Genomic DNA, 26,239 nt, shown 5'->3' with positions numbered 1-26,239 from the left:
GACATGAACGAGACGGCATCTCCCAAGGAGGTCATGGCGGCGGTCATCGCCCACGGGCTCGAAGACGGCCAGTGGGTCGAGGTCGGCGCGAACCTGCCAGTGCCTCGCGCCGGCGCGCTGCTGGGTCACATGACGCACGGGCCGAACATGACGGTCATGATCGCCATGACGAAGGCGTATCTGCGCGACACCCCGGTGATCGACGAGTTCGAGTTCATCACCGACGTGGGCGCGATGCGGTGGGCGGAGGCCTACTACCAGCACGACCAACTGCTCAACAATCAGCGGCACCGTGCCAACGGCGTCTTCTTCTGCGGCGGCATCCAGATCGATCGCTACGGCAACTCGAACATGATCGGCATCGGTGACGACTACTCGAAGCTGAAGTTCCGCGGCCCGGGCCCTATCGGCACGACCAACGCCGCCGCGCAGAACGGCACCTGGCACCTCGTGACGAACTCGCACGATGCTCGCGTGCTCGTCGACCGCGTCGACTACGTCTCGGCTGTTGGCTACGGCCGCGGCGAACCCAACCTGCGCCAGGATCTGGGTCTGCCAAACGGCGGCCCCTCGTCGATCATCACCCCCATGGCCGTGTTCGGCTTCGACGAGGAGACGCGCAGTGCGCGACTCAAGTCGGTGCACGCCGGCTTCACCGTGGACGACGTCGTGGCCAACACTGGCTTCGAGATCATCATCCCGTCTGAGGTGCCCGTCACCGACGGCCCGACGGACGAAGAGCTCACGCTGCTGCGCACCCGCATCGACGCACAGGGGGCGCTGCGGGCATGAGCATGGTCGGGACGGAATTGCGAACCCTGCCGGCGTTGCTCGCACGCAACGCGGCAGAGGATGCTGACCGCCCCTTCCTGCGGGATCGGGAGCGAGTGCTCAACCGCGGGGAGGTGTGGACGCAGGCGCAGCGCACTGCGGCCGGCTTCCTCGGACTCGGGCTGCGCAAGGGTGATCGCGTCGCGATCATGCTCGACAACAGCCTCGAGTTCGTGCACGCGTGGTTCGGGCTTGCGACGGCGAACCTCGTCGAGGTGCCGCTCAACCCCGCGCTGATCGGCGACCGCCTGATCCACGCGATGACGCACTCTGAGGCGACCGTCGTGGTCGTCGACGCCCGGTATGCCCATCAGTTCGAGGAGCACCTGGATGCGTACCCGACGCTCCACACGATCGTCGCGGTGGGTGGCGAGGTCGACTCGCAGCTGCCCGTCGTGCGGTTCGAGGAGATTCTGGCGGCAGCAGCGGCAGCGGTGCCGGTGGTCACGCTCGCCGACACAGCGGCGATCCTCTACACATCCGGCTCGACGGGACCCGCCAAGGGCGTGATCGTGCCGCACGGCCAGCACTACACGAACGGCTGGCAGGCAGTGCGCCAGGCGGAGATCACTGCTGACGACCGCGTCTTCGTGGCGTTGCCGCTGCACCACAACATGGGGCAGGGCTACGGCGTCATGGCCGGCGTCGTCGCGGGTGCGGAGATCTACATCTCCCACGGGTTCAAGCGCGCCACCTTCTGGGACGAGATCAACCAGGCGCAGGCGACCGTGTTCACCTTCGTGGGCTCGATCCTCGCCCTGCTCGCGGCGCAGGATGGCGACCGAGAGAACACACTGCGGGTGGCCTACGGCGTCCCGGTGCCTCCGACCCTGCACGAAGACTTCGAGCGCAGGTTCGGCCTGCGGCTACTGGATGGCTACGGCTCCACAGAGGGCACGATCCCTGCCTGGGGAAGCCTGCGAGGAGAGCGGAAGATCGGCTCATCCGGCGGGATCGTCCCCGAGTTCGAGGTCCAGGTCGTCGGAGACGACGACCTGCCGCTGCGCGCGAGCGTCATCGGCGAGATTGTCATCCGCGCACGCGAGCCCTATTCGATGTTCCAAGGGTACTTCCGCGACCCTGCCCGAACCGAGCAGGCGATGCGCAACTCCTGGTACCACACGGGCGACCGGGGCAGGTTCGACGACGACGGCAACCTCTGGTTCGAGGGCCGCATCGACGACGTCATCCGCCGCTTCGGCGAGTTCATCTCGGCCAAGGAGGTCGAGGAGGCCGTCGTGCAGCACGACGCCGTCGAGCTCGTCGCGGCCTACGGCATCGACTCCGAGATCGCAGGCCAGGAGATCATGACCGCGGTCGTCCTCAAGCAGGGGCGATCGCTCAGCGCCGAGGAGCTGCGCGAGGCATGCGGTCTGCAGCTGCCTTCGTTCGCGGTGCCGCGGTTCGTAGAGTTCGTCGACGAACTGCCCACGACTCCGACCGGGAAGGTCGAGAAGCACAGGCTCCGCGCACGCGGAGTCACCGACGCGACATTCGACGCGCGTCGACACCTGATCAAGGAGGATTGAGATGTACTTCAGCACTGCAGTGAGCGAGGTGGTCGAGGGCGAGGTCAACCTCCGCGGCTATGCGCTCAGCGACCTGATGCGCAATGTGACCTACACGGAAGGCGCGTTCCTCTCGATCACGGGCCGTCTGCCCTCGGCGGCGGAGAGCCGGCTCGTCGACGCCGTGCTCACGAGCCTGCTCGACCACGGGTTCGTCGCATCGACGATCACCTCGGCTCGGTACATCGCCTCGGGTAATCCGCAGTTCATCCCCGCGGTCGCGGGCGGGATCCTCGCAGCCGGCGGCAACACGCTCTCGCCCGAGCACTCCTATCAGCTGCTCGAGCGTGCGCAGGAGCTACGCGACGGGGGAACGCTCGAGGATGGCGCGGAGCGCATCGTCGACGAGTTCGTCGCCGCGAAGAAACGGCTTCCGGGCTTCGGCCACCCCATCCACAAGTCGAGCGACTTCCGGGCAGACATCCTGTTCGAGCTTGCACACGAGCTCGGCCTGGCAGGCGAGTCGATCCAGCTCTTCCAGGCGATCCACGCGGCGTTCGTGCGCAAGACCGGACGCACCGGCATCCCCATCAACATCGACGGGGCACTCGCTGCCGTCGGCAGCGACCTCGGTTGGTCTGCGAACCAGACGGTCGCATTCGCGGTGCTCTCAGTGCTGCCGGGCCTTATGGCGCACGTCGTCGAAGAGATCGATCAGAACCGACCGCTCCGCTACATCCAGGACGGCGAATACGTCGGCCAGCCAATGACGCATCGCGCGCCAGCACTCAACACCGCATCGATTGGAGCATGACCATGGGACTCAACGACAACACCGTCGACTGGGATGCCGTCAACGAGAGCTTTGCTCGCACCGGCGGACGGATGATCTGGAAGCCGTATGGCATGCCGGAGATCATCGACCCCGAGAACTCGAAGTTCCACGCCGGCGGGATCCAGCCTCGCTGGGACGTCTCCGACACGATCGTCGTCGAGGCCGCGATCACCGGTGCGTTCTACACGAAGAAGGCGAACCCTGCGCAGCCGATCACGGTTGAGGAGATCCTGACCTCCGCGCAAGAGTGCGCCCGTGCCGGCGCGAGCGCCATCCACCTGCACGTCCGCGGCGACAACGGCTACAACTCGCTCGATCGTGAGCGCTTTAAGGCCGTGGTCGACCCCCTCCGGGCCGAGTTCCCGGGCATCGCCGTCGACGGCTGCTACGTCACCGCGCTCGACGGCGAGTGGGACGAGATGAAGATCGCGCTGGGCGAGAACATCCTCGACGGCGTCCCCGTCAACACCACGGCTCTCTACAACGGAGATGCACTGTTCGCCAAGCCCGTGCCGATGATGATCGAGAAGACTCGCCTCATCCTCGAGTCGGGAGCAGCGCCGATCGTGGCGGTCTACACCGACGCCGACGTCAACAACGCCGATCGCTTCCTCTTCCGCAGCGGTCTGCTCGGCCCCGGCCAGGTGTGGTGCGTGCTGCCGTCCATCCCCGGCGCCAGCCCGATGGAGAACCCGCGCCAGATGTTCGAGGGCCTCACTCGTTTCGTCGGTCTGATCCGCGACGTGGACCCGGAGGCCAAGATCCTCGTCTGCGCCGCCGGTCGCGCATCCGTCTTCCTCGCCACCGCTGCCGCGCTGCTCGGCCTGCACGTGCGCGTGGGCATGGAGGACACGGTGTGGAAGTACCCGCACAAGGACGAGAAGGTCACCTCGAACCTCGAGTCCTTCCTGCAGATCAAGACCATCGTCGAGGCGCTCGGCCGGCGCGTTGCGACGCCCGCCGAGTACCGCGAGATCATGGGCGTGAAGCCGCTGGTCGACGCGACGCACTCGCACTGATCGGCGCTAGCGACTCCAATGCAGATCATCGTTCTGGTGAAGGTCGTTCCCGACACCTACGGGGAGCGCACGCTCGACCTCGACACGGGCCTTATGGTTCGAGCCGGCTCCGACCGGGTCGTCGATGAGATCGATGAGCGCGCATTGGAACTCGCGCTGGCGTACAAAGACGAGGTCGGCGCCGAGGTGATCCTGCTCTCGATGGCGCCGGCCGACGCGGCGGCACCCATTCGCAAGGCTCTTGCGATGGGTGCCGACCGTGCCGTGCATGTCGTCGACGACGAGCTTGTCGGCGCCGACCTCGGCACCACTGCAGAGGCACTGGCCTCTGCGATCACGCGCACCGGGTTCGACCTGGTGATCGCGGGCAACACATCAACGGATGGATCTGGTGGCGTGGTGCCAGCGATGCTCGCGGAGCTGCTGTCGGTGCCGATGGCCACAGCGTTGAGCGCCGCGACCATCGGGGCCGACAGCGTGACGGGTCGGCGTGTGACGGACGCGGGCACGGTAACGGTCACTGCGGATCTGCCAGCAGTCGTGTCGGTGACCGAGGCGCTGCCCGAGGGCCGCTTTCCGAACTTCAAGGGGATCATGGCGGCCAAGAAGAAGCCGCTCGAGGTCTTGTCTCTCGCTGACCTCGGTGTGACGGTGCTGGGTGACACTCCCCGGGTGATCATGACCGAGGTGGTGCAGTCGCCGCCACGCGGGGCCGGTGTGAAGATCACAGACGAGGGGGATGCGGGTGCACAGCTGGCCGAGTTCCTCGTGTCGCAGCGACTGATCTGAGGTGTCGACGATGAGTGCAAGCATTCTTGTCTTGCTGGACACATCCCCGAACGGCGAGATCGCCAGTTCTGCTGACGGCCTGCTCGGTGCCGCGGAGAGCCTCGGGGTTCCCGTGGCGCTGCTCGTCACGGGGCTCGGACGCGGCGAGGCCGCGGCCGCGCGTGCAGCAGAGCTCGGTGCCGCCCGGGTGCTCGTCGTTGAGACGTCGCGCGTGGAGACAGAGGTCGTGACACCGGCGGTGGATGCGCTCGTCGCAGCGTTCGCACTCGTGCAGCCCACGGTCGTGCTGGCTTCGCACTCCATCGACGGGCGCGAGACCGCTGCGCGCTTCGCGGCTCGCCAGAAGCTCGGCATCATCGTGGACGCGACAGGCGTGACCCGTGATGCAGAGGGCATCGTGGCCCACCACTCGGTGCTCGGCGGCTCCTTCACGAGCGTCGGCGCGGTGACGTTCGGCGTGCCGGTGGTCACGGTGCGTGTCGGCTCCATCGACGCGCGAGCAACTGCCGCCGATCCGCGCTCCGAGTCGCTTGAGATGGCGGATGCGGGCGCTCCCGTCGCGCAGGCGAGAGACTTCGAGCCACTCGTCGTGTCGTCGTCGCGGCCCGATCTGCACAGTGCCGCCAAGGTCGTCTCGGGCGGTCGAGGACTCGGATCCACCGAAGGCTTCCAGCTGGTGGGCACGCTCGCCGACGCGCTCGGCGCAGCCGTCGGCGCATCGCGTGCCGCAGTCGACGCAGGGTATGTCCCGTCCGAGCTCCAGGTCGGGCAGACCGGGGCCTCAGTGTCGCCGCAGCTCTACATGGCCCTCGGCATCTCGGGTGCGATCCAGCACCGCGCCGGCATGCAGACCGCCAAGACGATCGTCGCGATTAACAAGGATCCCGACGCTCCGATCTTCGACGTCTCGGACTTCGGTGTCGTCGGTGATGTGTTCACCGTGGTGCCGCGGCTGATCGAGGCGATCGAGGAACGGCAGCGGTGAGCACACGTCGCGGCCTCCCTCGCGTGCGGGGCGGCGAGGCATGGCCGCCGACTGGTGCGGCGAGACTCTTGGCGCCCCCGGTTTCTGAAGTGGCTCCGCATTCGATGCCCGCAGCGATATCGGCCGGCGGTGGCCCGACACTTCGCCGCGGCCTGCCGCGGGCCGCGGGCGGGCAGCAGTGGCCGGCAGCAGGCTTCGCGCCGGCCACTGTGTCCGGGGTGGCCGCTCCGGCTGCGTTCGCACTCGTTGAGCCAGCTCCGCCCGCACCGGTCGTGCCTGCAGTCGGCGATGACACCAGCCAGCTGACGGAACTGACGGTCACCTCGGCCGCGCTCACGGGCATAGACCGAGGGTCGCATTCGTCACCTGCGGCCGAGCCGGGGTCGTCGAAGAAGCCCTGGGCTCGCCCGCTCGTCGTGCTCGCCGGTCTCGCGGCACTGAGCGCGCTCGCGCTCGCGCTCATCCTGCTCGTCCGCCTCCTCCTGGGTACCGGTCCTGCGCAGGAGTTCCTCGCCGCCTACCCTGGCGAGTACCAGCCCGCCGTCGCGGTCGACAAGGGGTTCCCTGCGTGGGCGCGCTGGACGCACTTCCTCAACGTCTTCTTCATCGTGCTCATCGTGCGCTCCGGACTGCAGGTGCGGCACCAGAAGAAGCCGCCGGCGTACTGGGCCTCCAAGAACGGCCAAAAGATCTCGATCAACCTGTGGCTGCACCAGGCGCTCGATATCCTCTGGCTCGCGAACGGCGTGCTCTTCGTGGTGCTGCTGTTCGCGACGGGGCAGTGGGCCCGCATCGTGCCGACCTCGTGGGAGGTGTTCCCCAACGCGCTGTCCGCGCTGCTGCAGTACCTCTCGCTCGACTGGCCGGTCGAGAACGGCTGGGTCAACTACAACGCGCTGCAGCAGCTGGCCTACTTCGTGACCGTCTTCGTCGCGGCGCCGCTCGCGACCGCAACGGGTGTGCGCATGTCCGGCAGCTGGCCCAAGCAGGCGCCGACTCTCAACCGGCTGTATCCGATCGGACTGGCGCGGGCGATCCACTTCCCGACGATGCTCTACTTCGTCGTGTTCGTGATCTTCCACGTCGGCCTGGTCTTCGCCACGGGTGCACTGCGCAATCTCAACCATATGTATGCGGGGCAGGACGAGGTGAACTGGGTTGGCTTCGCGATCTTCGTGCTGTCGCTCGCCGCGATCGTCGCGGCCTGGCTCGCTGCGCGCCCGTTGGTGCTGACGGCGATCGCGGCCAGGTTCGGCCGCGTCAGCGAGCGCTAGCCGGACCCCGTTTCCATGCACGCAGTTCGACGAAGGAGTCACCCATGATCGACAAGACGGTCCGCGACGCACGTGAGGCGGTGGCGGATATTCCGGACGGTGCGAGCATCGCCGCGGGAGGATTCGGACTCTCGGGCAACCCGATCGAGCTCATCGAGGCGATCCTCGAGCAGGGCACGAGCGATCTCTCGGTGGTGTCGAACAACTGCGGCGTGGAGGACTGGGGTCTCGGCGTCCTGCTGTCGGCCGGCCGCATCCGCAAGGTGACGGCATCGTACGTGGGGGAGAACAAGGAGTTCGAGCGACGATTCCTCTCGGGCGAACTCGAACTGGAGCTGACGCCGCAGGGCACCCTTGCCGAGAAGCTGCGGGCTGGCGGATCGGGCATCGCAGCGTTCTACACGCCGACGGGAGTCGGATCGCAGGTTGCGGAGGGTGGACTGCCGCGCAGGTATGCGCCCGACGGCAGCGTCGCGATCGCGAGCGAGCCCAAGGACCAGCGCAAGTTCACGGCCGGTGGAGCCACCCGGCAGTACGTGCTCGAAGAGGCCATCGTGACCGATTTCGCGATCGTGCACGCCTGGAAGGGCGACAAGCACGGCAACCTGATCTTCAACAAGGCCGCGCGCAACTTCAACCCCTTGGCGGCGATGGCGGGCAAGGTCTGCATCGCTCAGGTCGAGGAGCTCGTCGAGCCCGGCGAGCTCGACCCAGATCAGGTGCACCTGCCCGGGGTCTTCGTGCACCGCATCCTCGAAGTCGGCTCCGACATCGAGAAGCGGATCGAGAAGCGCACGGTGACCGAGCGAGAAGAGGAGGCCTGAAATGGCTATGACACGTCTGGAGATGGCCGCCCGCGCGGCCCGTGAACTGCCCGATGGCGCATACGCCAACCTCGGCATCGGTCTGCCCACGCTGGTTCCGAACTACATTCCCGCCGGCAGTACCGTGGTGCTCCAGAGCGAGAACGGCATTCTGGGGGTGGGCCCCTATCCGCTCGACGAGGATGTGGATCCCGACCTCATCAACGCAGGCAAGGAGACCGTGACGGTGCTCGCTGGCGCGAGCTACTTCGACTCTGCACTGAGCTTCGGCATGATCCGCGGGGGCAAGATCGACGCTGCGATCCTTGGTGCCATGCAGGTCTCGGCAGCCGGCGACCTCGCGAACTGGATGATCCCGGGGAAGATGGTCAAGGGCCCTGGAGGGGCGATGGACCTCGTGCACGGTGCGGGCCGCGTGATCGTCCTCATGGAGCACACCGCGAAGGACGGCACGACGAAGATTGTGCGCGAGTGCACGCTGCCGCTGACAGGCCGCGGTGTGGTCGATCGGATCATCACCGACCTCGCCGTCATCGACGTCACATCCGAGGGTCTGGTGCTCATCGAGACCGCTCCCGGGGTCTCGGTCGAGGAAGTCGTCGAGAAGTCCGAGCCCGATCTGATCGTGCGCCTCGAGTCCCAGCCCCCGAACCTCGCGAACGCTGAAGGAGCGCTGTCATGATTGTCCCATTCCGATTCGGCTACAAAGCCTCTGCCGAGCAGTTCGCACCGCGCGAGCTGCTCGACTACGCTGTCGGCGCCGAGGAGTCCGGGTTCGACTCCGTCTTCCTCAGCGATCATCTGCAGCCGTGGATGCACGACGGCGGGCACGCTCCGGCGGCCCTCCCGTGGCTCGGCTCGGTCGGCGAGGCGACGAAGCGGGTGCTCCTCGGTACATCCGTCCTCACGCCGACCTTCCGCTATCACCCCGGCGTGATCGCGCAGGCGTTCGGCACGCTCGGCTCGCTGTATCCGGGGCGCATGATCCTCGGCGTCGGCACCGGTGAGGCGCTCAACGAGGTCACGCTCGGCCAGGAGTGGCCGGCGCCGCCCGAGCGATTCCAGCGCATGAAGGAGGCCATCACGCTGATCCGTGGGCTGTGGCGCAGCGAGCGGGTCGATTTCGAGGGCACCTACTACTCGACCAAGGGCGCGACCATCTATGACCTGCCCGAGCAGGAGGTGCCGATCTACATCGGCGCATCCGGGCCCGCAGCCACGCGTCTCGCTGGCCGCATCGCTGACGGCTGGATCACGACCAGCGGCAAAGCGCCGGAGCTCTACACCGACAACCTCATCCCTGCGTTCGACGAGGGTGTCACGAAGGCGGGACGCGACAAGAACGACATCGACCGGATGATCGAGGTGAAGGTGTCGCTGCGTCCCGATAAGGCCAAGGCGCTCGAGAACACGCGCTTCTGGGCGCCACTCGCCTTGAAGGCAGAGGAGAAAATGGGCGTCGAGGACCCGATGGAGATGCAGCGCCTCGCCGAGCAGCTGCCCATTGAGCGCGCCGCTTCCCGCTTCATAGTCTCCGATGACCCAGATGAGCACGTCGCCAGGATCAAGGGCTACCTCGACCTCGGCTTCACACACCTCGTCTTCCACGACCCGGGCTTCGACCAGGCTGACTTCCTCGAGATCTACGGCCGCGAGGTGCTGCCGAAGCTGCGAAAGCTCGTCAGTTGATGCGCTGACGGCTCTCCGGCAGGCGCGCGCCTCAGTAGCTCGCGCGTCCGCCGGAGAGGTCGTAGACGAAGCCAGTGGTGAACGAAGCCTCGCGCGACACCACGTACTCCACGAGAGCCGCGACTTCGCCGACCGTGCCCATCCGCCCCATGGGGATGATGGCCGCACGCTCTGCGCGCTGCTCGTCGGAGAGCCCGGCGAGGAGTGGCGTGTCGATGGCGGCTGGGGCGATCGCGTTGATGGTCACCCCGCTGTCGGCGTACTCCTTGCCGACTGCCTTCACCATGCCGATCACGCCGGCCTTCGACGCGGAGTAGGCGGCCATCTCCGGGTTGCCCTCCTTACCGGCGATGGATGCGATGTGCACGATGCGTCCGTAACCGGTCGGCAGCAGGTGCGCGAGCGCGGCTTGCGTGACGGCGAACGCCCCGCCGAGGTTGACCGCGAGGATGCGCTGGATCGTCTCGGGCGCAGCAGCGAGCGTTGGCTCGACCGGTCCGAGGGTGCCAGCACAATTGATGACGACATCAAGGCCGCCGAGGTTCGCGGTGGCCGCATCGATGGCTGCGCGCACCGAACCATGGTCGGCGACGTCGACCGCGAACCGTGTCACCGGCGCGTCGTCGGGCCAGCGCGCGTCGGCGAGATCCAGGCCGACGACTGCGGCTCCGCCCGCGCGCAGTCGTGCGAAGATCGCGGCGCCCATACCGCTGGCCGCACCGACGATAGCGATTCTGTCTCCGGTCACGATGTCCTTCTTCTTGTCGGGGCTCGACCACGGGTCCTCGTGGCTCAGCAGGTGAGCATGCCGCCGTTGATGTCGAGGCTGGCACCGGTGATGTAGGCCGCCTTGGGCGAGAGGAGGAACTCGATCGCATCGGCGATCTCGTCAGGCTGACCGAATCGTGCCATCGGGATCTGCGCTGTCATCGTGCGCGTCTGCTCGTCGGGCATGCCGCCCGTCATCGTCGTTGCGACGAATCCCGGGGCTACGCCGTTGACGCGGATGCGGCGGCTCGCGAACTCACGGCCGAGCGACGCCGTCATGTTCTGCAGTGCCGCTTTCGAGGCCGCGTAGGCGACGGAGGAGGGCAGCAAGGGTGGGAAGGTGTCTTCACGACGCCCTCCGGTGCCGAGCTTCGATGTGATGGAGAGCAGGTTGACGATGCTCGCTGTTCCGTCGACGGGCAGGTGGGCAAGCGCCTCCTGCACGAGCAGCATCGGCGCCTTCACGTTGACCGCCATGATGAGATCCCACTCGTCCTCTGAGATGTCCTGGAACTCTCGTTTCATCCCGGCATCCTTCGGGGCGATGCCCACCGCATTCACGATCGCGCCGAGCGGCGCGAGATCGATGGCAGCGTCGACAGCGCGCCTGTTCACTGCGCGGAGCGTGAGGTCGCCCGCGACGACCGCGTGCCCGGCGGCGCCGTCCTCGATGTGCAGCGATGCTGCAACCCGCGCTGCGGCTTCTTCGCTGGTGTCTGCAACGACGACGGCGTAGCCGGTCTCAGCGAGGCGGCGTGCGATGACGCTTCCGATTCCCCCGCCGCCGCCCGTGACGATCGCTGACCGGAGTGGTGGAGTGTTCGTCATGTCGGCTCATTCCTGCCTCGGCAGCCTCGACTGCAGGCGACAACCGAATACCGGTCATCGTCAGGTTAGGTCTAAAATCATACAGACCTGGCTCTTGCGCACTGTCAGACAAATGGACACCAAGGGACGCCTCGCAAACGAGAGCCGTTTCGCTGGGATCGTGGAGAGAGGTCGCTCCCGCTGTGGAGGCGACGGTGACCATCGGGAGGACTCATTGCTGCGCGAGCCGCCAGGAGTCGAGGCAACATCTCGCTCGAGGTCGCTCGCGACCTCGAGCGCCCGCACGTGTTCACGATCGTCGAGGTCTATGAGGGCCGGGATGCGTTCACCGCGCATCGCGAGAGCGCCCACTTCGCCTCGATCGGCAAGATGCAGATCATCCCGCTGCTGGAGAGCCGCGTGGTCGTCGGCTACGAGGGGGACGGCGTCATCGGCTGAGACGCCCTAACGCTGCGGTTGACAGCGGCGATGCAGGAAGTACTCTATGTAGGTACTCTATGTAGGTACACATCCAGCACGTCAATGGGCCAGTGTCGCCCCAACCCCGAGGAGATTCGTCATGGCAGCCGAATCGCGCATCAAGAGTCGCGTCCCCCTGTTCGACGGCATGAACAAGATCCCGGGCGGGCTAATGCTGATCCCGCTGATCCTCGGCTCGATCGTGGGCACCTTCTTCCCCGGCTTCCTGGAGATGGGCAACTTCACCACCGCGCTGTTCAAGGACAGCGCGCTGCCGCTCATCGGTGTGCTGATCTTCGCGACCGGCATGCAGATCACGCTGCGCACGTCGGGGCCCGTGCTCGCGACGACCGGCACGATCCTGCTGACGAAGTCGATCATCCCGGCGACGCTCGTCGTGCTCCTCGGTAGCTTCACCGGTCTCGACGGCGTGCTCGGGGTGTCGATCCTCGCGCTGATCGTCATCATGGACAACAGCAATGGCGGCCTGTGGCTCGCGTTCACGGGTCGCTACGGCAACTCCTCCGACCGCGGTGCCTACATGGCATCGGCCATGAACGACGGACCGTTCTTCTCCATGCTGTTCCTCGGCGCCGCCGGCCTCGCCGACATCCCCGTCACGCTGCTGATCGCGGCGATCATCCCGCTGCTCGCGGGCGTCATCGTCGGCAACCTCGACGCGCGCTGGACCGAGATCATGCGCCCGGTGCCGAACATCGTCATCCCCTTCTTCGCCTTCGCGCTCGGTACGGGCATCAACCTCGGCAACGTGGTCAGCGGCGGCCTGTCGGGCATCCTGGTCGGCGTCGTCGCCGTGCTGATCACCGGCACCTTCGCCTACTTCGGCTACCGCTGGATCCTGCGCCGCGGCAAGCAGTCGGGCATCGGCATCGCATCGGCGACCACGGCGGGCAACGCCATCGCCACGCCCGCGATCATCGCTGGTGCCGATCCCAGCTTCGCGCCATACATGGAGGTGGCGACCGCGCAGGTCGCCTCGGCGGTGCTGGTCTCCGCGGTGTTCGCACCGCTGTTGGCCGCGTGGGTGCTCAAGCGGCAGGCCGGGCTGCAGGAGAACGAACCGGATGCAGGCTCGGGCGACGAGATCGCCGAGTCGAAGACGGTCTGAGGGATGCCGCAGCTCTCCACCGCATCGACGGCCGCCCCTGTGGGGATCGTCGCCGACGATCTGACCGGTGCAACCGATTCTGCGGTGCAGTTCGCACGCGACGGCTGGCAGGCGCGGCTCGCGCTCACGGCTGCGTCGCGGGTGGCGATCGATCCCGGATCGGTCGCAGCGGTGGTCACGGATGCGCGTGCACAGGACGCGGCGGATGCGCGAGCGTCGACCGCGCAGGCCGTGACGGCGCTACGAGACGGCGGTGCGCAGCGCCTCTTCGTGAAGATCGACTCCACGATGCGTGGATCGGTGAGCGCTCAAGCCCGCGGCGCGATCGAAGCGTGGTCCGTGGAGCATCCGGGCGCCTTCGCAATCGTGTGCTCGGCGTATCCGGCAATGGGCCGCACCGTCGAGCACGGTCGTCTGCTCGTGCACGGCGAGGGCGTCCACACCACAGCGGTGGGCACCGACCCGGTCACGCCTGTCTCCACGAGCGACCTTGCTGTGCTGCTGCCCGGCAGCTCGGCCCTGCACCTGCCGCACGGCTCGGCGGCGGAAGGCGCGCTGCTGCTCGAGCAGGCTGCGGGCAGCAGCGACGAGGGGGTCGTGGTGGTCGATGCGGCCACGGATGACGACCTCGCGCGGCTCGCCGAGTCGATCGCCCTTGTCGGGCCGCACGCCATCCCGGTGGGTGCGGCGGGGCTTGCCTCCGCGATGTCGCACGCGTGGTCGTCGTCGCAGCCGCCCGCCGTCGAGCGGCCCCAGCACGCGAATCGCGTCGTGGTGGTCGTCAGCTCGCTCCACGACGTCTCTCGCGCGCAGGCCGACCACCTCGTGCATTCGCTGCCCTCCGAACGCATCCGAGTGCTCGCCCCGAGCCTCGACGAGATCCTCGGGCCGGATGCGGTCAGCACATGGGCTGAGCGCGAGCTCGCGCAGTCACCGATGCTGCCCGAGGTGGTGGTGATCGCTTCGCCGACCGCGCGTCCCGCGCAGGCGCCGGGCGCGCCGTCCTCCACCGCGCTCGTCGCCGAGAGCCTGGCCACGATCACCGAGCTGGTGTTCGAGCAGGTCGAGGTCGACGCGATGCTGCTGCTCGGTGGCGAGGGGGCCCGCACCGTGCTGGGCCGACTCGGCACCGCGTCGCTCCTCATCCGCGCCGCCATTCGCGAAGGCATCCCGATCGGGAGCCTCGAGGGCGGTGCGGCCGATGGCATCACCGTGGTGACGAAGGCCGGCGGCTTCGGCGACGAAGCATCCGTCACCGACATCGTCCTGGAGCTCCTCCAACCATGACCACGTATCCCCGCGGCGCACGCTCCGCCGCCCAAGCAGCAAGGAACGAAGCATGACCCTTCCCAGACTCGCCCTCACCCTCGGTGACGTCGCCGGCATCGGCCCGGAGATCACCGCCAAGTCGCTGCTCGGCCACGACGAGCTGCGCGCACGCTGCATCCCGGTCGTCATCGGCGACGAGGCAGCGATGCGCCGAGGGGTCGCCGATGTCGGCGGAGACCCGGATGTGGTGCGGGTCATCGCGTCGGTCGCCGACGCCACGAACACCCCCGGCACGATCGAGCTGATCCAGGTCGGCCCGTCGCTCGAGGCCGTGGAGCAGGGCGTGCTGAGCGCCGAGGCAGGCGACGGCGCGTACCGCTTCGTCGTGGAAGCATGCCGACTCGCCCGCGACGGCGAGATCGACGGCATCGTGACGGCCCCGCTCAACAAGGCGGCGATGCATGCGGGCGGCCACAGCTTCCCCGGCCACACCGAGCTGCTCGCCCATGAGTTCGGCGTCAAGAACTACTCGCTCGTGCTCTCGGCTGGCGAGCTCTACTTCTTCCACCTCACGACCCATGTGTCGATGCGCCAGGCGATCGAGGACATCACGTTCGAGCGCACGCTCAGCGTGCTGCGGCTCGCCGGCGCCTTCGCGCGATCGATGGGCAAGCCGAACGAGCGGATCGGCCTCGCGGGCCTCAACCCGCACGCCGGCGAGAATCGCATCTTCGGCGATGAGGATGCCGACATCCTGCAGCCCGCTGTCGAAGCGGCGCGGGACGAGGGCCTGAACGCGGTCGGTCCGCTGCCCGGTGACGCGCTCATCCCGGCAGCGGTGCGCGGCCAGTACAACCTCGCGGTGGTCTGCTACCACGACCAGGGCCACGCTCCCTTCAAGGCCGTCTACGGCGACGACGGCGTGAACATCACGGTGGGCCTGCCCGTCGTGCGGGTCTCCGTCGACCACGGCACGGCATTCGACATCGCAGGCAAGGGCATCGCGCGCGAAGCGAGCCTGGTGCTGTCGCTGGAGCGCGCTGCGACGCTCGCTCCCGGCTGGGAGCACGTCTGGCGTGCGGCCCAGGAGTCGCCGAATCCGACTGCCTGAACGGTACGCTGACGCGGGCGAACGGAGCGGGCTGGAGGCCAACCGATGTGGATGGACGAGGTTGCTGACGGAGCGGTCGATCCGTCGAGCGGATCGCCTCTCCATGCCCAGCTGAGCGAGCTGCTCCGCTCGGGCATCGCGAACGGCTCCCTGCCGCCCGGCTCGCAGCTCCCGACCGAAGCCACGCTGCAGGAGAAGTTCGGCATCTCGCGCTCCGTGGTGCGACAGGCGATGGCGGCACTCGCGGCCGATGGGCTCGTGCTGCGTGGCAGGGGGCGCGGGAGTGTGGTCGCGCCCCATCACGAGCATCACCGCCAGGTGCAGCGGATGACCGGGCTCTCGGCGCAGCTGTCGCCCGTCGCGGGCCCGGTCGCCACCGAGGTCCTGTCGCTCTCGGATGTCGGCGATGCGCGGGCTGAGCAGGCGCTGGGCACGTCGGAGCTCGTGTCGCTCCGGCGTCGACGCTTCGCCGAGGGCGAGGCGATCGCCATCATCCAGACCTGGCTGCCCCGGGCGCTCGCAGCGGCGTTGACCGCCGACGATCTGACCGACGCATCGCTGCACAGGCTCCTCGCCGATCGTTTCGGGGTACCCGTCACCGCCGGCCACCGACAGATCCGGGCAGTCCCCGCGTCGGAGCAGCTCGCCGACGAGCTCGCACTGTCTCCGGGCGCACCGCTGCTGCTGCTGGAGGGCACCAGCGTCGACGATCAGGGGAACCCGGTCGAGTACTTCTCCACCTGGCACCGCGCTGATCGCGTGGTGTTCGACATCGACGCGCGTGCAGGCGAGACGGTCGCATCGAACCCGGCCCTCGCGAACCGTGTCGAAGCGCTCGCGCAGGAGCTCCAAGCGCTCTCGAGTCAGCTGGCCGTGGGGCGCGGGACCACGCTCAGCTGAGCGGCTTCCCCGCCGCCTCGGCCTCCTCGACCAGGATCGGCACCGCGCTGGTCGCAGCGTGGATGCCGATGACGCTCGCGATCTCCATCACCTCGAGGATCTCGCCCACGGTCGCGCCGTAGCCGATCGCGTTCTCGATGTGCAGCTTGAGCCCCGGCTTGTAGAGGTGCGTCGCGGCAGTGTCGAAGGCGATGTAGACGAACTCCTTCACCTTCGGCTCCAGCGTGCCCGTGCGCCACGGCACGCTCGAGAACGCCGTGTACGCCTCGAACATCTCAGGGTCGAGCTCGAGGATCTCGTTCCAGAAGTCGTGCCAGTAGCCGCGAGTGGCGGTGAAGTCGTCCTTCAGCGCCTGCTGGTGCGCGTCGAGCTCCGCAGGTCCGGTGCGCAGACCCTGCTCCTCGAGCACCTCGACCAGGATCGGCACGCCGATGTTCATCGCGTGGATGCCGAGCGTCGACGCGCACTCGATCACCTCCATGATCTCCTGCACCGTCGCGCCCTGTCGGAAGGCGGCCTGGATGTGCTGGCGCACCCCGGGCAGGTACATGTGCGTCGCGTTCGCATCCACGGCGACGTAGATGAGCTCCTTCGTCTTGGCGTCGAGGTGCGTCTTGCGCCACGGCACCATCGACAGCTCGCGGTAGGCATCGAGGAACTCCGGGTCGATCGTGGCGATCGACTCCCAGAGCGGACTCCATGCGCCTGCGCCGCGCTGCTCGATGAAGGCTTCCTTCGACTGCTGCTGGCGGGTGGTGAGATCCATTGCGTGCTCCTTTGCGGGTGCGTCGACGACCGCGCCGAGGGCGCGGTGACGAGCGGATGGGTGGCTAGGCCTGGGCGCGCAGGGCGCTGAGCGCCAGGCGCGATGCCATGTGGATGTGCTCGGCCATCAGCCGAGCCGCGCGATCGGGGTTGCGGCCCTCGATCGCCTCGACGATCTCCCGCATCTCGCGCACGACGTGCGGGAGGCGGTCGGCGGTCGAGAGGGAGGTGACGCGCAGCAGCCGCACGCGCGCCTGGATGCTGCCGAGCAGCTGCGTGAGCGATGACGAGCGGGCGCCGGCGAGCAGCACGTCGTAGAACTCGTCCTTCGCCTTCAGGAAGTCGATGATGGTCGGCGGCACGTCGAGCCGCTCCGCCATCCGGTCGACGGTGCCCACGAGCCGCGCGACATCCTCGTCGGTGGCGCGGTCGATGAAGCGCCGCACCACGAGCGACTCGAGCGACGCGCGCACCTCATAGAGATCCTCGGCGTCCTCGAGCGACGGCGCCGTCACGTGCGCGCCCTTCTGCGGCACGATCGTCACGAGGCCCTCGCTGGCCAGCACGCTGATCGCCTCGCGCACGGTGGCGCGGGAGACCTCCATCGACTCGATGATCTCGCGCTCCACCAGCCGGTCGCCGGGGCGCAGCTTGAAGTCGAGGATGGCGTCGCGGATGGCCGTGACCACCTGCTCCTTGACGGGCGCGGCGATGCGGCCGATGGGGGTGCCACCCCAGCGCTGCGCTGCCGTCTCCGTCACATCCGTGATGCTACTCATCGCGCACCTGCCCTCCCTGTCCGTCGGCGGCGCGGGCGGCGATCCACTCGGCCACGCGCGTGTGGTCGGCGTCCGGTGCGAGCCCGCTGGCCGCCTCCGCCCACAGCTCGACGGCGTCCTCGCCCAGCCTCGAGGGCAGCCCCACCTGCTCGGCGAGCCCGGTGGCGATGCGCATGTCCTTCAGCATCAGCCGCAGCCCGAAGCCCGAGTCGAAGCTGCCCGGCAGCACGAAGTTCGGCCACTTGTTCTCGGTGGAGCCCGACTTGCCGCTCGAGCCGTTGAAGACCGAGAGCATCACCTCCGGGTCGAGCCCGAAGCGCCTGCCTGCCTCGATGGCCTCGCTCGTCGCCCACAGGTGCGTGGCCGAGAGCAGGTTGTTGAGCGCCTTGAGCGCGTGCCCGGCGCCGACGTCGCCGCAGTCGACCACGCGGCCGAGTGGCGCGAGCAGCTCGTGCGAGCGTTCGCGGTCGGCCTCGCGGGCGCCCAGCATGATGGTGAGCGAGCCGCGCTCTGCACCTCGCACCCCGCCCGAGACGGGGGCGTCGGCGAAGGCGACCCCCGCATCCGCCACCCTGGTCGCGAGCGCCTGCGTGCGGGTGGGCTCCGACGACGACATGTCGACCAGCAGCGTGCCCTCGCCGATCGCGTCGGCCTCGAGCAGCTCCTCGACCACTGCATCCACCACGTCGGAGCTGGGGAGCATGAGGATGACGGCGGTCGCCTCGCGCGCGGCCTCCGGTGCGGTCTCGGCGGGAGTGCCGCCGCCGTCGCGCAGCCGCTCGCGCGCCTCCGGCACCAGATCGAAGCCGCGCACCGAGCTGCCCGCGTCGACGAGCCGGCGCGACATCGGCGTGCCCATGTTGCCGAGCCCGATGAGGGCGACGTTGGGGCTCACGGCTGCCCGGCCCCTTCGTGCAGCTCGTCGACCGCCGCATCACCGAGCTCATCGCGCAGCACCTTCTCGGCGATGCGGAACGACTCGAGCGCTGCGGGCGCGCCCACGTACATCGCGGTCTGCAGCAGCACCTCCTGGATCTGGTGCACCGTCACGCCGTTGCGCACGGCGCCGCGGATGTGCACGCCCAGCTCGTGCGAGCGGTTGAGGGCGGTGAGGATGCCGATGTTCACGAGGCTGCGCTCGGCGCGCTCGAGCCCGCCGCGCGACCAGATGCCGCCCCAGCAGAACTCGGTCACGTAATCCTGGATGGGCTGGGAGAACGGGCTCACCTTCGCCAGCGACCGCTCGACGTGCTCGCTGCCGAGCACCTCCTTGCGGATGGCGAGGCCCTCGTCGTAGGTCTCCTGGTGCGTTCCCTCAGCGAACATCGGTCGCGTCCTCTCCATCGATGGGCTGCTGTGCGTATTCCGCGTCGGTCACGGCCTCGGCCCACACCGTCTCGCCGAGCGAGATGGCGGTGTGCACGAGATACGAATCGGGGGCGGCGCCGTGCCAGTGGCGCTCGCCGGGCGGGCACCAGACGGTGTCGCCGGCGCGGATCACGTGCACCTCGCCCTCGGCGCACACGAGGCCGCGGCCCGCGAGCACCTGCAGGATCTGGCCGCGCTCGTGGTGGTGCCAGAAGGTGCGGGCGCCGGGCGTGAAGTCGACGGTGTTGATGGTGACGCCGTCGGTCTGCGCCATCGTGACGAAGGGGTGCACGTCGCCGGTGAACTGCGAGCCGGGCTTGCCGCTCGTGCCGTCGTAGTCGCGGGGGTGCTTGATCTTCATGCGCGGTCCTCCTGGTCGTGGAGGCGCACGCCTCCGGAGACGTCGCCGATCGCGTCGACGACGGTGTTCGAGATCTCGTCGGCGTAGCCGAGCGCCCTGGCGAGCCCGAAGGCGGCCACGGGGCCGGGCGCGTTGAGGCTCGGCACGCCCAGCTCGGCAAGCAGCTCGAGGTAGAGCGTGACGTCCTTGAGCATGAGCGAGTTCGTGAGGCCGCCCTTGAGGTAGTCGCCGGTGATGATCTTCGGGAACCGGTTGAGGGTCGCGAAGTTCACGCCCGAGGAGGCGTTCAGCACGTCGAGCACGGTGGCGAGGTCGAGATCGGCCTTCTTCGCAGCCACCATCACCTCTGCCGTGGCGGAGAGGGCGGATGCGTTGAGGAAGTTGTTGAGCAGCTTCACCGTGTGCCCGGCACCGGAGGCACCGCACAGGAACACCTGCGCCGAGAAGCGATCCAGCACCGGCCGCACGCGCTCGAGCGCGTCGGCGTCCCCGCCGACCATGAGCGTCAGCGTGCCCCGCTCGGCGGCGGCCGCGCCGCCCGAGATGCCGGCGTCGAGGTAGGTCGCGCCGCGCGCCGCGAGGTCGGCAGCGATGCGCCGGGTCGACTCGGGGGCGGCGGTCGAGAGGTCGACGATCAGCTGGCCTTCGCGCACCGACGCCAGGAACGCAGGGTCGCCGTTGACGACCGCCTCGACGACCTTCGAGTCGGGCAGCGAGAGCAGCACGACGTCGCTGCCGGCGACGACCGCGGCTGCAGTCTCGGCCGGGATGGCGCCCGCCTCGTCGATCGCGGCGGCGCGCGGGTCGAACCCGAGCAGCGCATCGCCCGCACCGGTGATGCAGCGGGCCATGCGCCCGCCCATGTTGCCGAGGCCGATGAAGCCGATCCGAGTCTCAGCCACGAGCGGCCTCCTGCGTGGTGATGCCCTCAGTGTCGCTGCCCTGCGTGCCGAAGCCGGGCGAGCCGAAGCCCTGCCAGTCGGCATAGAGCGGTGCGTCGACGGGGCTCGGATCCCACGCACCGGCACCGCCTGCGGGTCGCACCGTGTTCACGATCGAGGCCCCGCCGTCGGCCGAGACGATCTCGCCGGTCGTGTACGAGCTGTCATCGGAGAGCAGGAACGCGACGGCGCCGGCGATCTCGTCCGCACCGCCCGCGCGGCGCAGCGGGGTCGTCGAGGCGCGCTGCACCATGTCGTTCCCGCCGCCCTTCTGGCTCGCGGCCGCGGCGAAGAGCTGCGTGGGCACGATGCCCGGCGCGACGCCGTTCACACGGATGCCGAGCGGACCGCCGTAGACCGCGGCGCCGTGCACGAGGCCCACGACCGCGTGCTTCGAGGTCTGGTAGGGCAGCAGGTCGGCCGAGCCGCGGTGCCCCGCGATCGAGGCGGTGACGGCGATCGCGCCCCCCGCGAAGGTGCCGGCCGCCGCCTGCTCGCGGTAGTGGCGGAACGCGGCGCGCAGACCCAAGAACTGGCCGGTCACGTTCACCCGCATCACCTGCTCGAAGTCGTCCACGCCGAGGTCGGGGATCGACGCGAACGAGCCGAAGATTCCGGCGTTGAGGTGGAAGCGGTCGATGCGCCCGAAGACCTCGAGCCCTGCCGCCATGTACGCGTCGACCGCGGCCTCGTCGGTGATGTCGGCGACGACGCCGATCGCCTCACCGGGCAGCTGCGCGGCCGCCTCGACGATGCGCTCGTCGCGGTCGACGGCGATGATGCGCGCGCCCTCGGCGGCGAGACGCTGCGCGGAGGCGGCGCCGAGGCCGCCCGCGGCGCCGGTGACGACGGCGACGAGTCCCTCGAACCTCTTCGATGCGGTCATGGGATGGGCTCCTTGCGTGTCGGGGGTCATGGAAGTCGCTGCGGTGCGCGGCTCAGCCGATGCGGGCCGTCAGGCCCGGCAGCGGGCCGTCGGCGATGCGACCGAAGCGGTCGAGCGTCGACGGGTCGTGCCCGGAGACGAGGTGCCGAACGCGGCCGTCGGCGACCATCTGGTGCAGCAGGTCGAAGCCCGCATACATCGCCGGCAGCTCGGCGACCGACGAGAACGGCACGTCGTCGTCGTGCTCCTCGTAGTAGTGGATGGCGTCGGATGCGATGGCGACCGTGCCGTCGGCGGTGTCGACCAGCACGATCGACTGGCCGGGCGTGTGCCCGCCGACCCGCAGCATCCGCACGCCCGGTGCGATCTCGAGCTCATCCTCGAAGGTGCGCAGGCGCCCCTCCGACTCGATGCGGCGCAGGGTCTCGAGCTCGGCATCCTCCACCGAGTGGTGGAACTGCGCGCGCCGCTCCATGCCGCTCGACCAGAAGTCGCGCTCTGCGCGGGCGATGGTGATGCGAGATGCGCCGAAGGCGTCGAGGTTGCCGATGTGGTCGTAGTGCGCGTGCGTGACGAGCACCTCCGGCGCCGTCTCGGGGGCGACGCCCATGGCGCGGAACGCCTCGACGGGATGCACGAGGAAGGTGCGGTCGCGGTTCGCGCCGCCCGCGGTGGAGAACCCGGTGTCGACGACGATCGTGCCCGCTGCTGTCTCGATGAGCCAGAAGAAGTAGTCCATGCCGATCGGCTCGTCGGGCCTGCCGTAGATGCCCCAGTTGAGGTACACCTCCGACTTGCGGCCCTGACGCGTGCCGTACTGCACGATCGTGACGCGATTGCTCGACACCGGGTTGCTCATCCGTGCTCCTACTTCTGCTCTGTCGTGACGGAGTCGGCCGCCACGTGATCCTCGAGGTGGTCGAGGTCGAGCCCGAGCACGTCACCGCGCTCGGCCTGGTGGTCAGACGAGATGTCGCGGCCGGCCGTCTCGGGCAGCCACTTCCAGATGAAGGGCAGCGCGATCAGGGCGAGCGCGACCAGGTACCAGGCGGGCGAGACCGGGTCACCCGTCGCGCCGGCCAGCCAGATGCCGATGTAGGAGGAGGGGCCGGCGATGAACGCGAGCGCGAAGTTGAAGCCGATCGCGCTGGCGCTCGAGCGGTTCGAGGCCGGGAAGAGCTCGACCAGCATCACGACGGTCGTGACGCTCACGAGCGCCTGCGTCATCGTGAGCAGGATCATGCCGAAGACGACGGGCGCGAACGAGCCGCCCGACATGAGCATGAAGACCGGGATCGGCAGCACCACATAGCCGATCGTGCCGATGATGTTGAGCCGCCTGCGGCCGAAGCGATCCGAGAGCGCGCCGGCGATCGGGCACAGGATCATGTAGACGGTGAGCCCGATGGCGCTCATGGCCAGCGCTGCGGGGCGCTCGATGCCGACGGTCGTCATGAGGTAGTTCACGATGAACGTCGCCAGGTAGTAGAAGCCGGTGCCCTGCACTGCCGCGATCGCGACCGTGAGCAGGATCGGGCGCCAGTTCTCCTTGAAGGAGCGCAGGATGGGCGACTTCTCCTTGGCACCGCTGTCGGCGACCTGCTTGTAGACCGGCGTCTCGCCGAGCTTCATGCGGATGTAGAGGCCGATGAGCGCCAGCGGCGCGGCCATCAGGAACGGCACCCGCCAGCCCCAGCTGAGCAGATCCTCCTCGGAGAGGATGCTGTTCAGCATGAGCGCGAAGAGGCTGCCGACGATGGTGGCGAGCGCCGCCGTCGCCGAGATGACGCTGCCGAACTTGCCGCGGTGCGCGGTGGGCGTCGACTCGATCAGGTAGGCGGCGGAGCCGGTCCACTCGCCGCCGGCCGAGAGGCCCTGGATGCAGCGGCAGATGACCAGCAGGATCGGGGCGAGGATGCCGACGGCGGCATAGGTGGGCAGCAGGCCGATGATCGTGGTGGCGATGCCCATCGCCAGGATCGAGATGGCGAGCGCCGTGCGGCGGCCGTACTTGTCGCCGATCGGGCCGAGGATGAAGCCGCCGAGCGGCCGCATGAAGAAGCCGACGGCGAAGACCGCGAGCGACGACAGGATCGCGACGAACTCCGAGGTTTCGGCGGGGAAGAACAGCTGCCCGATGATGACGGCGAAGAAGCCGTAGACGGCGAAGTCGAACCATTCCATGAAGTTGCCGACCGCGACCGCGACCGCCACCTTCGCCTTCGACGGCGCTGGGGCCGTTGCAGAGCTGGTGCTCACGAGTACCTCCTTGTACTGGCGCGCAGTCGCGCGCGGAGCAACAATGACTGATTGTCGGACAATCTGTCAAGTCGTGGAGCAATGCGTCTGCTCATCCCATCACGATCGCAGCCCGCGTGACGCGTCGCTCCGCCGAGGCGACGAGCGCCTCCTCGATGCGCTCGAAGGGGAACTCCGCGTCGACCAGGGTGTCGAAGGGGTAGCGGTCGCGGTGGTCGGTGAGGAACCGCAGCGCCTGCCACAGGTAGCGCCCGTCGTAGCGGTCGACGTGGCGCACGGTGAGCGCCTTCCGGGTGATGAGGCCCGGGTCGTAGGGCACCGTCGTGCCGGGGGAGAGGTTGCCCATCACCAGGTAGCGGCCGCCGCGGCGCACGAGCTGCAGGCCGTCGGCGAAGGCAGCTGGCACGCCGGCGACCTCGATCGCGACGTCCGGCTGCGCACCGCCGAAGGCAGCGCGCACCGCTTCGGTGAGCGCCTCGATGCCGTCGTGGTCCTGCAGGCGGATGACGGCATCCGCCCCGAACCGCGTGGCCTGCTCGAGCCGCGCGTCGACGCCGTCGACCACGACCACGCGGGCAGCGCCGCGCTCCTTCGCCACCGCGATGGCGCTGAGCCCGAGGCCGCCGGCGCCCTGCACCAGCACCGTCTCGCCGTAGGCGATGCCCACCTGGTCGATGCCGAACAGCACCTGGCTGAGGCCGCAGTTGGCGCCCGCTGCCGAGACGTCCGGCAGCGCCTCCGGCACGACGTAGACGTGCTGGTCGGGCTGCACGACGCAGTGGGTGCCGAATGCCGCGTGGAAGTGCGGCGCCTCGTCGGGCTGCTTGCCGAAGTGCTCGTAGGCGTTGTCGCAGAGGTTCAGCTGCCCCCGCAGGCACTGCGCGCAGCGCCGGCAGGTCTGGAAGTAGGTGTAGGCGACGCGGGCGCCGACCACGAGTGGCTCGCCGCGGTTGTCGGTGGGCCTGCCCGCGCCGATCGCGAGCACCTCGCCGAGCATCTCGTGCCCGAGCCCGCCCGACTTCTTCACCGGGTGCTTGCCGCGCCAGGTGTGCAGGTCGGAGCCGCACACGTTGGCGCGCAGCACCCGCACGAGCAGTGCGCCGGGACCGGGCTCGGGCAGCGGGTAGTCGACGTACTCCAGCCGCCCGGGCTCCACCATGTTCGCCAGCCGGCCGAAGCCGGGTGCGAGCTCTGCAGCCCGATCGGCGGTGCCTGCGACGGTCAGCCCGGCCGTCATCGGCGGGCCTCGCTGTCGTAGCTCCGTTCGACCGACGCATCCGACCCATCCGCAGTGCTCGGCGCGGTGCTGGTGTCGCGGGCGAGCTGCTCCTCGAGGATCTTTGGCGCGAGCGCCACGGCGACGAGACCGCCCAGGCCCGCGACGATCACGTAGATCGAGACGCCCACGGTCGAGCCGCCGGAGGCGAACAGGGTCGCGAGGATCGGCACCGGTGCCGACGAGATGATCTGGCCCAGCTGGTAGGAGAGCGCCGTGCCGCTGTAGCGCACCTCCGCCGGGTAGAGGCTCGCCATGAACGAGGCGAGGACGCCGTAGTAGAGGTTGTGCAGCACGGCGATGCCGAGCGCCATGGCGAAGGTGATGGCCCAGAAGTTGCCGGTCTCGAACAGCCAGAAGAGCGGGAACCCGTAGGCGGCGATGAGGGCAGCGCCGATCATCAGGATGCGCCGCACCCCGAAGCGATCGGCGAGCGTCGCGAACATCGGCAGCAGCGGTGCCGCGATGCCCGCGGAGATCATCAGCGCGATGAACAGCTGCTGCGAGGTGATGCCGACGTTGTCGGGGCCCCAGGAGATGAGGAACACCGTGAGCAGGTAGAAGACGATCGAGTTCGGCAGCAGGCTGAGCATGCCGGTGATGAGCGAGCGCTTGTGCTTCTTGAGGATCTCGAGCGCAGGCACCCGCTGCTCGCGCTTGTCCTGCTGCACGTCGAGGAACTCCGGCGTCTCGGTGACCTGCAGTCGGATCCACAGGGCGACGAAGACGAGGGCGACGGAGGCGAAGAAGGGGATGCGCCATGCCCACGTCTGGACATCCTCGGCGGGCAGCATGGTGATGAGCGCGAAGGTGCCGGCGGAGAGGAAGGTGCCGAGCGGCACGCCCACCTGCGGGAAGCTGGCGTAGAAGGCGCGCTGCCTCGCCGGAGCGTGCTCGAGCGCGACGAGCACGGCGCCGCCCCACTCGCCGCCGACCGCGAAGCCCTGCAGGAAGCGGAAGAGCACCAGCAGGATTGGGGCGAGGATGCCGATGGCGTTGTAGTCGGGCAGCAGGCCCACTGCGAGGGTCGCGGCGCCCATCAGGAGCACCGAGAGCACGAGCATCTTCTTGCGGCCGAGCTTGTCGCCGAAGTGGCCGAAGAGGGCGCCGCCGAGGGGGCGCGCGATGTAAGCCACCGAGAAGGTGGCGAGGGCCGCGAGCGTGGCGGCGGTCGGGTCGAGCGACGGGAAGAACTGGTGGTTGAAGACCAGCACCGTCGCGGTGCCGTAGATGTAGTAGTCGTACCACTCGATGGTGGTGCCGACCAGGCTGGCCGTGGCCACCCGACGTGGGCTGGCGGGGCGTTTGGGCGTGGACGCCATGGGCTCGAAGCCTCCTTGATCCGAGTTCGACTGCAGTGTCGTGCGTCAGATTGTCTGACGAACC

Annotated in this window: 28 protein-coding genes; 15 read left to right on the top strand and 13 right to left on the bottom strand. The window is 68.7% G+C overall.

Going from position 1 to position 26,239, the window contains the following annotated elements; all coding sequences use genetic code 11:
- Window positions 1-3: 3 nt before the first annotated feature.
- From MKD51_RS00315 to fgd, 10 genes are all read left to right on the top strand, one after another.
- Window positions 4-792: a CoA-transferase gene (locus MKD51_RS00315; RefSeq protein ID WP_240236901.1), complete on the top strand. Its 789-nt coding sequence runs from the start codon at window positions 4-6 to the stop codon at window positions 790-792.
- A gap of 35 nt (window positions 793-827) precedes the next feature.
- A complete protein-coding gene (locus MKD51_RS00310; protein WP_240236899.1) occupies window positions 828-2,360 on the top strand; it encodes an AMP-binding protein in 1,533 nt (510 codons plus the stop codon).
- A gap of 1 nt (window position 2,361) precedes the next feature.
- Window positions 2,362-3,153 (top strand): citryl-CoA lyase, encoded by a 792-nt coding sequence (locus MKD51_RS00305; protein WP_240236897.1) that lies wholly within the window; start codon window positions 2,362-2,364, stop codon window positions 3,151-3,153.
- A complete protein-coding gene (locus MKD51_RS00300) occupies window positions 3,150-4,193 on the top strand; it encodes a 3-keto-5-aminohexanoate cleavage protein (RefSeq protein WP_240236895.1) in 1,044 nt (347 codons plus the stop codon). Before MKD51_RS00305 ends, MKD51_RS00300 begins: the two co-directional genes overlap by 4 nt.
- Window positions 4,194-4,211: 18 nt before the next feature.
- The gene (locus MKD51_RS00295) at window positions 4,212-4,982 is read left to right on the top strand and encodes an electron transfer flavoprotein subunit beta/FixA family protein (RefSeq protein WP_240236893.1); all 771 of its coding nucleotides are present in this window, start codon (window positions 4,212-4,214) and stop codon (window positions 4,980-4,982) included.
- Window positions 4,983-4,992: 10 nt separating this feature from the next.
- On the top strand, window positions 4,993-5,967 hold the full coding sequence (locus MKD51_RS00290) for an electron transfer flavoprotein subunit alpha/FixB family protein (RefSeq protein WP_240236891.1): 975 nt from the start codon (window positions 4,993-4,995) through the stop codon (window positions 5,965-5,967).
- A gap of 272 nt (window positions 5,968-6,239) precedes the next feature.
- Window positions 6,240-7,241, top strand: a complete 1,002-nt coding sequence (locus MKD51_RS00285; RefSeq protein ID WP_240236889.1) for a cytochrome b/b6 domain-containing protein — start codon at window positions 6,240-6,242, stop codon at window positions 7,239-7,241.
- A gap of 44 nt (window positions 7,242-7,285) precedes the next feature.
- On the top strand, window positions 7,286-8,065 hold the full coding sequence (locus MKD51_RS00280) for a CoA transferase subunit A (protein WP_240236887.1): 780 nt from the start codon (window positions 7,286-7,288) through the stop codon (window positions 8,063-8,065).
- Between the two features lies 1 nt (window position 8,066).
- Window positions 8,067-8,747 carry a CoA transferase subunit B gene (locus MKD51_RS00275; RefSeq protein ID WP_240236885.1) on the top strand — a complete coding sequence of 227 codons (681 nt, stop codon included), beginning with the start codon at window positions 8,067-8,069 and terminating at the stop codon, window positions 8,745-8,747.
- The gene (gene fgd / locus MKD51_RS00270; protein WP_240236883.1) at window positions 8,744-9,754 is read left to right on the top strand and encodes a glucose-6-phosphate dehydrogenase (coenzyme-F420); all 1,011 of its coding nucleotides are present in this window, start codon (window positions 8,744-8,746) and stop codon (window positions 9,752-9,754) included. The genes MKD51_RS00275 and fgd overlap by 4 nt, the downstream gene beginning before the upstream one ends.
- A 31-nt stretch (window positions 9,755-9,785) precedes the next feature.
- Here the strand turns inward: fgd and MKD51_RS00265 are convergent, their stop codons facing one another.
- Entirely contained in the window at window positions 9,786-10,502 is a 717-nt protein-coding gene (locus MKD51_RS00265) for an SDR family NAD(P)-dependent oxidoreductase (protein WP_240236881.1), read from the bottom strand.
- Between the two features lie 44 nt (window positions 10,503-10,546).
- A complete protein-coding gene (locus MKD51_RS00260) occupies window positions 10,547-11,350 on the bottom strand; it encodes an SDR family oxidoreductase (RefSeq protein WP_240236879.1) in 804 nt (267 codons plus the stop codon).
- Window positions 11,351-11,563: 213 nt separating this feature from the next.
- On the opposite strand from MKD51_RS00260, the gene MKD51_RS00255 reads away from it, so the two are divergent.
- The 5 genes from MKD51_RS00255 (at window position 11,564) to MKD51_RS00235 (ending at window position 16,218) form a co-directional block, all read left to right on the top strand.
- The gene (locus MKD51_RS00255) at window positions 11,564-11,788 is read left to right on the top strand and encodes an antibiotic biosynthesis monooxygenase (RefSeq protein WP_346986718.1); all 225 of its coding nucleotides are present in this window, start codon (window positions 11,564-11,566) and stop codon (window positions 11,786-11,788) included.
- 121 nt (window positions 11,789-11,909) lie between these two features.
- Window positions 11,910-12,938, top strand: coding sequence for a 2-keto-3-deoxygluconate permease (locus MKD51_RS00250; protein WP_240236875.1), 1,029 nt, complete (start codon window positions 11,910-11,912; stop codon window positions 12,936-12,938).
- Between the two features lie 3 nt (window positions 12,939-12,941).
- On the top strand, window positions 12,942-14,225 hold the full coding sequence (locus MKD51_RS00245; RefSeq protein ID WP_240236873.1) for a four-carbon acid sugar kinase family protein: 1,284 nt from the start codon (window positions 12,942-12,944) through the stop codon (window positions 14,223-14,225).
- Window positions 14,226-14,277: 52 nt separating this feature from the next.
- Window positions 14,278-15,318, top strand: coding sequence for a 4-hydroxythreonine-4-phosphate dehydrogenase PdxA (pdxA, locus tag MKD51_RS00240; RefSeq protein ID WP_240236871.1), 1,041 nt, complete (start codon window positions 14,278-14,280; stop codon window positions 15,316-15,318).
- Between the two features lie 51 nt (window positions 15,319-15,369).
- Window positions 15,370-16,218, top strand: a complete 849-nt coding sequence (locus MKD51_RS00235) for a GntR family transcriptional regulator (protein ID WP_240236868.1) — start codon at window positions 15,370-15,372, stop codon at window positions 16,216-16,218.
- Here the strand turns inward: MKD51_RS00235 and MKD51_RS00230 are convergent.
- From MKD51_RS00230 to MKD51_RS00180, 11 genes are all read right to left on the bottom strand, one after another.
- Complete coding sequence (locus MKD51_RS00230) at window positions 16,211-16,984, bottom strand: carboxymuconolactone decarboxylase family protein (RefSeq protein ID WP_240236866.1); 774 nt, start codon at window positions 16,982-16,984, stop codon at window positions 16,211-16,213. The genes MKD51_RS00235 and MKD51_RS00230 overlap by 8 nt on opposite strands.
- Window positions 16,985-17,048: 64 nt before the next feature.
- A complete protein-coding gene (locus tag MKD51_RS00225; RefSeq protein WP_240236864.1) occupies window positions 17,049-17,744 on the bottom strand; it encodes a GntR family transcriptional regulator in 696 nt (231 codons plus the stop codon).
- A gap of 10 nt (window positions 17,745-17,754) precedes the next feature.
- On the bottom strand, window positions 17,755-18,657 hold the full coding sequence (locus MKD51_RS16250) for an NAD(P)-dependent oxidoreductase (protein ID WP_240236863.1): 903 nt from the start codon (window positions 18,655-18,657) through the stop codon (window positions 17,755-17,757).
- Entirely contained in the window at window positions 18,654-19,088 is a 435-nt protein-coding gene (locus MKD51_RS00215; RefSeq protein WP_240236862.1) for a carboxymuconolactone decarboxylase family protein, read from the bottom strand. Before MKD51_RS00215 ends, MKD51_RS16250 begins: the two co-directional genes overlap by 4 nt.
- A complete protein-coding gene (locus tag MKD51_RS00210) occupies window positions 19,078-19,491 on the bottom strand; it encodes a cupin domain-containing protein (protein WP_240236860.1) in 414 nt (137 codons plus the stop codon). Before MKD51_RS00210 ends, MKD51_RS00215 begins: the two co-directional genes overlap by 11 nt.
- Window positions 19,488-20,393, bottom strand: coding sequence for an NAD(P)-dependent oxidoreductase (locus MKD51_RS00205; protein ID WP_240236858.1), 906 nt, complete (start codon window positions 20,391-20,393; stop codon window positions 19,488-19,490). The genes MKD51_RS00210 and MKD51_RS00205 overlap by 4 nt, the downstream gene beginning before the upstream one ends.
- Entirely contained in the window at window positions 20,386-21,318 is a 933-nt protein-coding gene (locus MKD51_RS00200) for an SDR family oxidoreductase (protein WP_240236856.1), read from the bottom strand. The genes MKD51_RS00205 and MKD51_RS00200 overlap by 8 nt, the downstream gene beginning before the upstream one ends.
- Window positions 21,319-21,370: 52 nt before the next feature.
- Window positions 21,371-22,177, bottom strand: coding sequence for an N-acyl homoserine lactonase family protein (locus tag MKD51_RS00195; RefSeq protein ID WP_240236853.1), 807 nt, complete (start codon window positions 22,175-22,177; stop codon window positions 21,371-21,373).
- An 8-nt stretch (window positions 22,178-22,185) separates the two neighbouring features.
- Window positions 22,186-23,577 (bottom strand): MFS transporter, encoded by a 1,392-nt coding sequence (locus MKD51_RS00190; RefSeq protein ID WP_240236851.1) that lies wholly within the window; start codon window positions 23,575-23,577, stop codon window positions 22,186-22,188.
- 91 nt (window positions 23,578-23,668) lie between these two features.
- On the bottom strand, window positions 23,669-24,814 hold the full coding sequence (locus tag MKD51_RS00185; protein ID WP_240236849.1) for a zinc-binding dehydrogenase: 1,146 nt from the start codon (window positions 24,812-24,814) through the stop codon (window positions 23,669-23,671).
- Window positions 24,811-26,136, bottom strand: a complete 1,326-nt coding sequence (locus MKD51_RS00180; RefSeq protein WP_240236847.1) for an MFS transporter — start codon at window positions 26,134-26,136, stop codon at window positions 24,811-24,813. Before MKD51_RS00180 ends, MKD51_RS00185 begins: the two co-directional genes overlap by 4 nt.
- Window positions 26,137-26,239: the final 103 nt, after the last annotated feature.

Origin of the sequence: Agrococcus sp. ARC_14 (assembly GCF_022436485.1) — a bacterium.
Taxonomy (GTDB): Bacteria; Actinomycetota; Actinomycetes; order Actinomycetales; family Microbacteriaceae; genus Agrococcus.
This window is presented reverse-complemented; position numbering and strand designations above follow the sequence as displayed.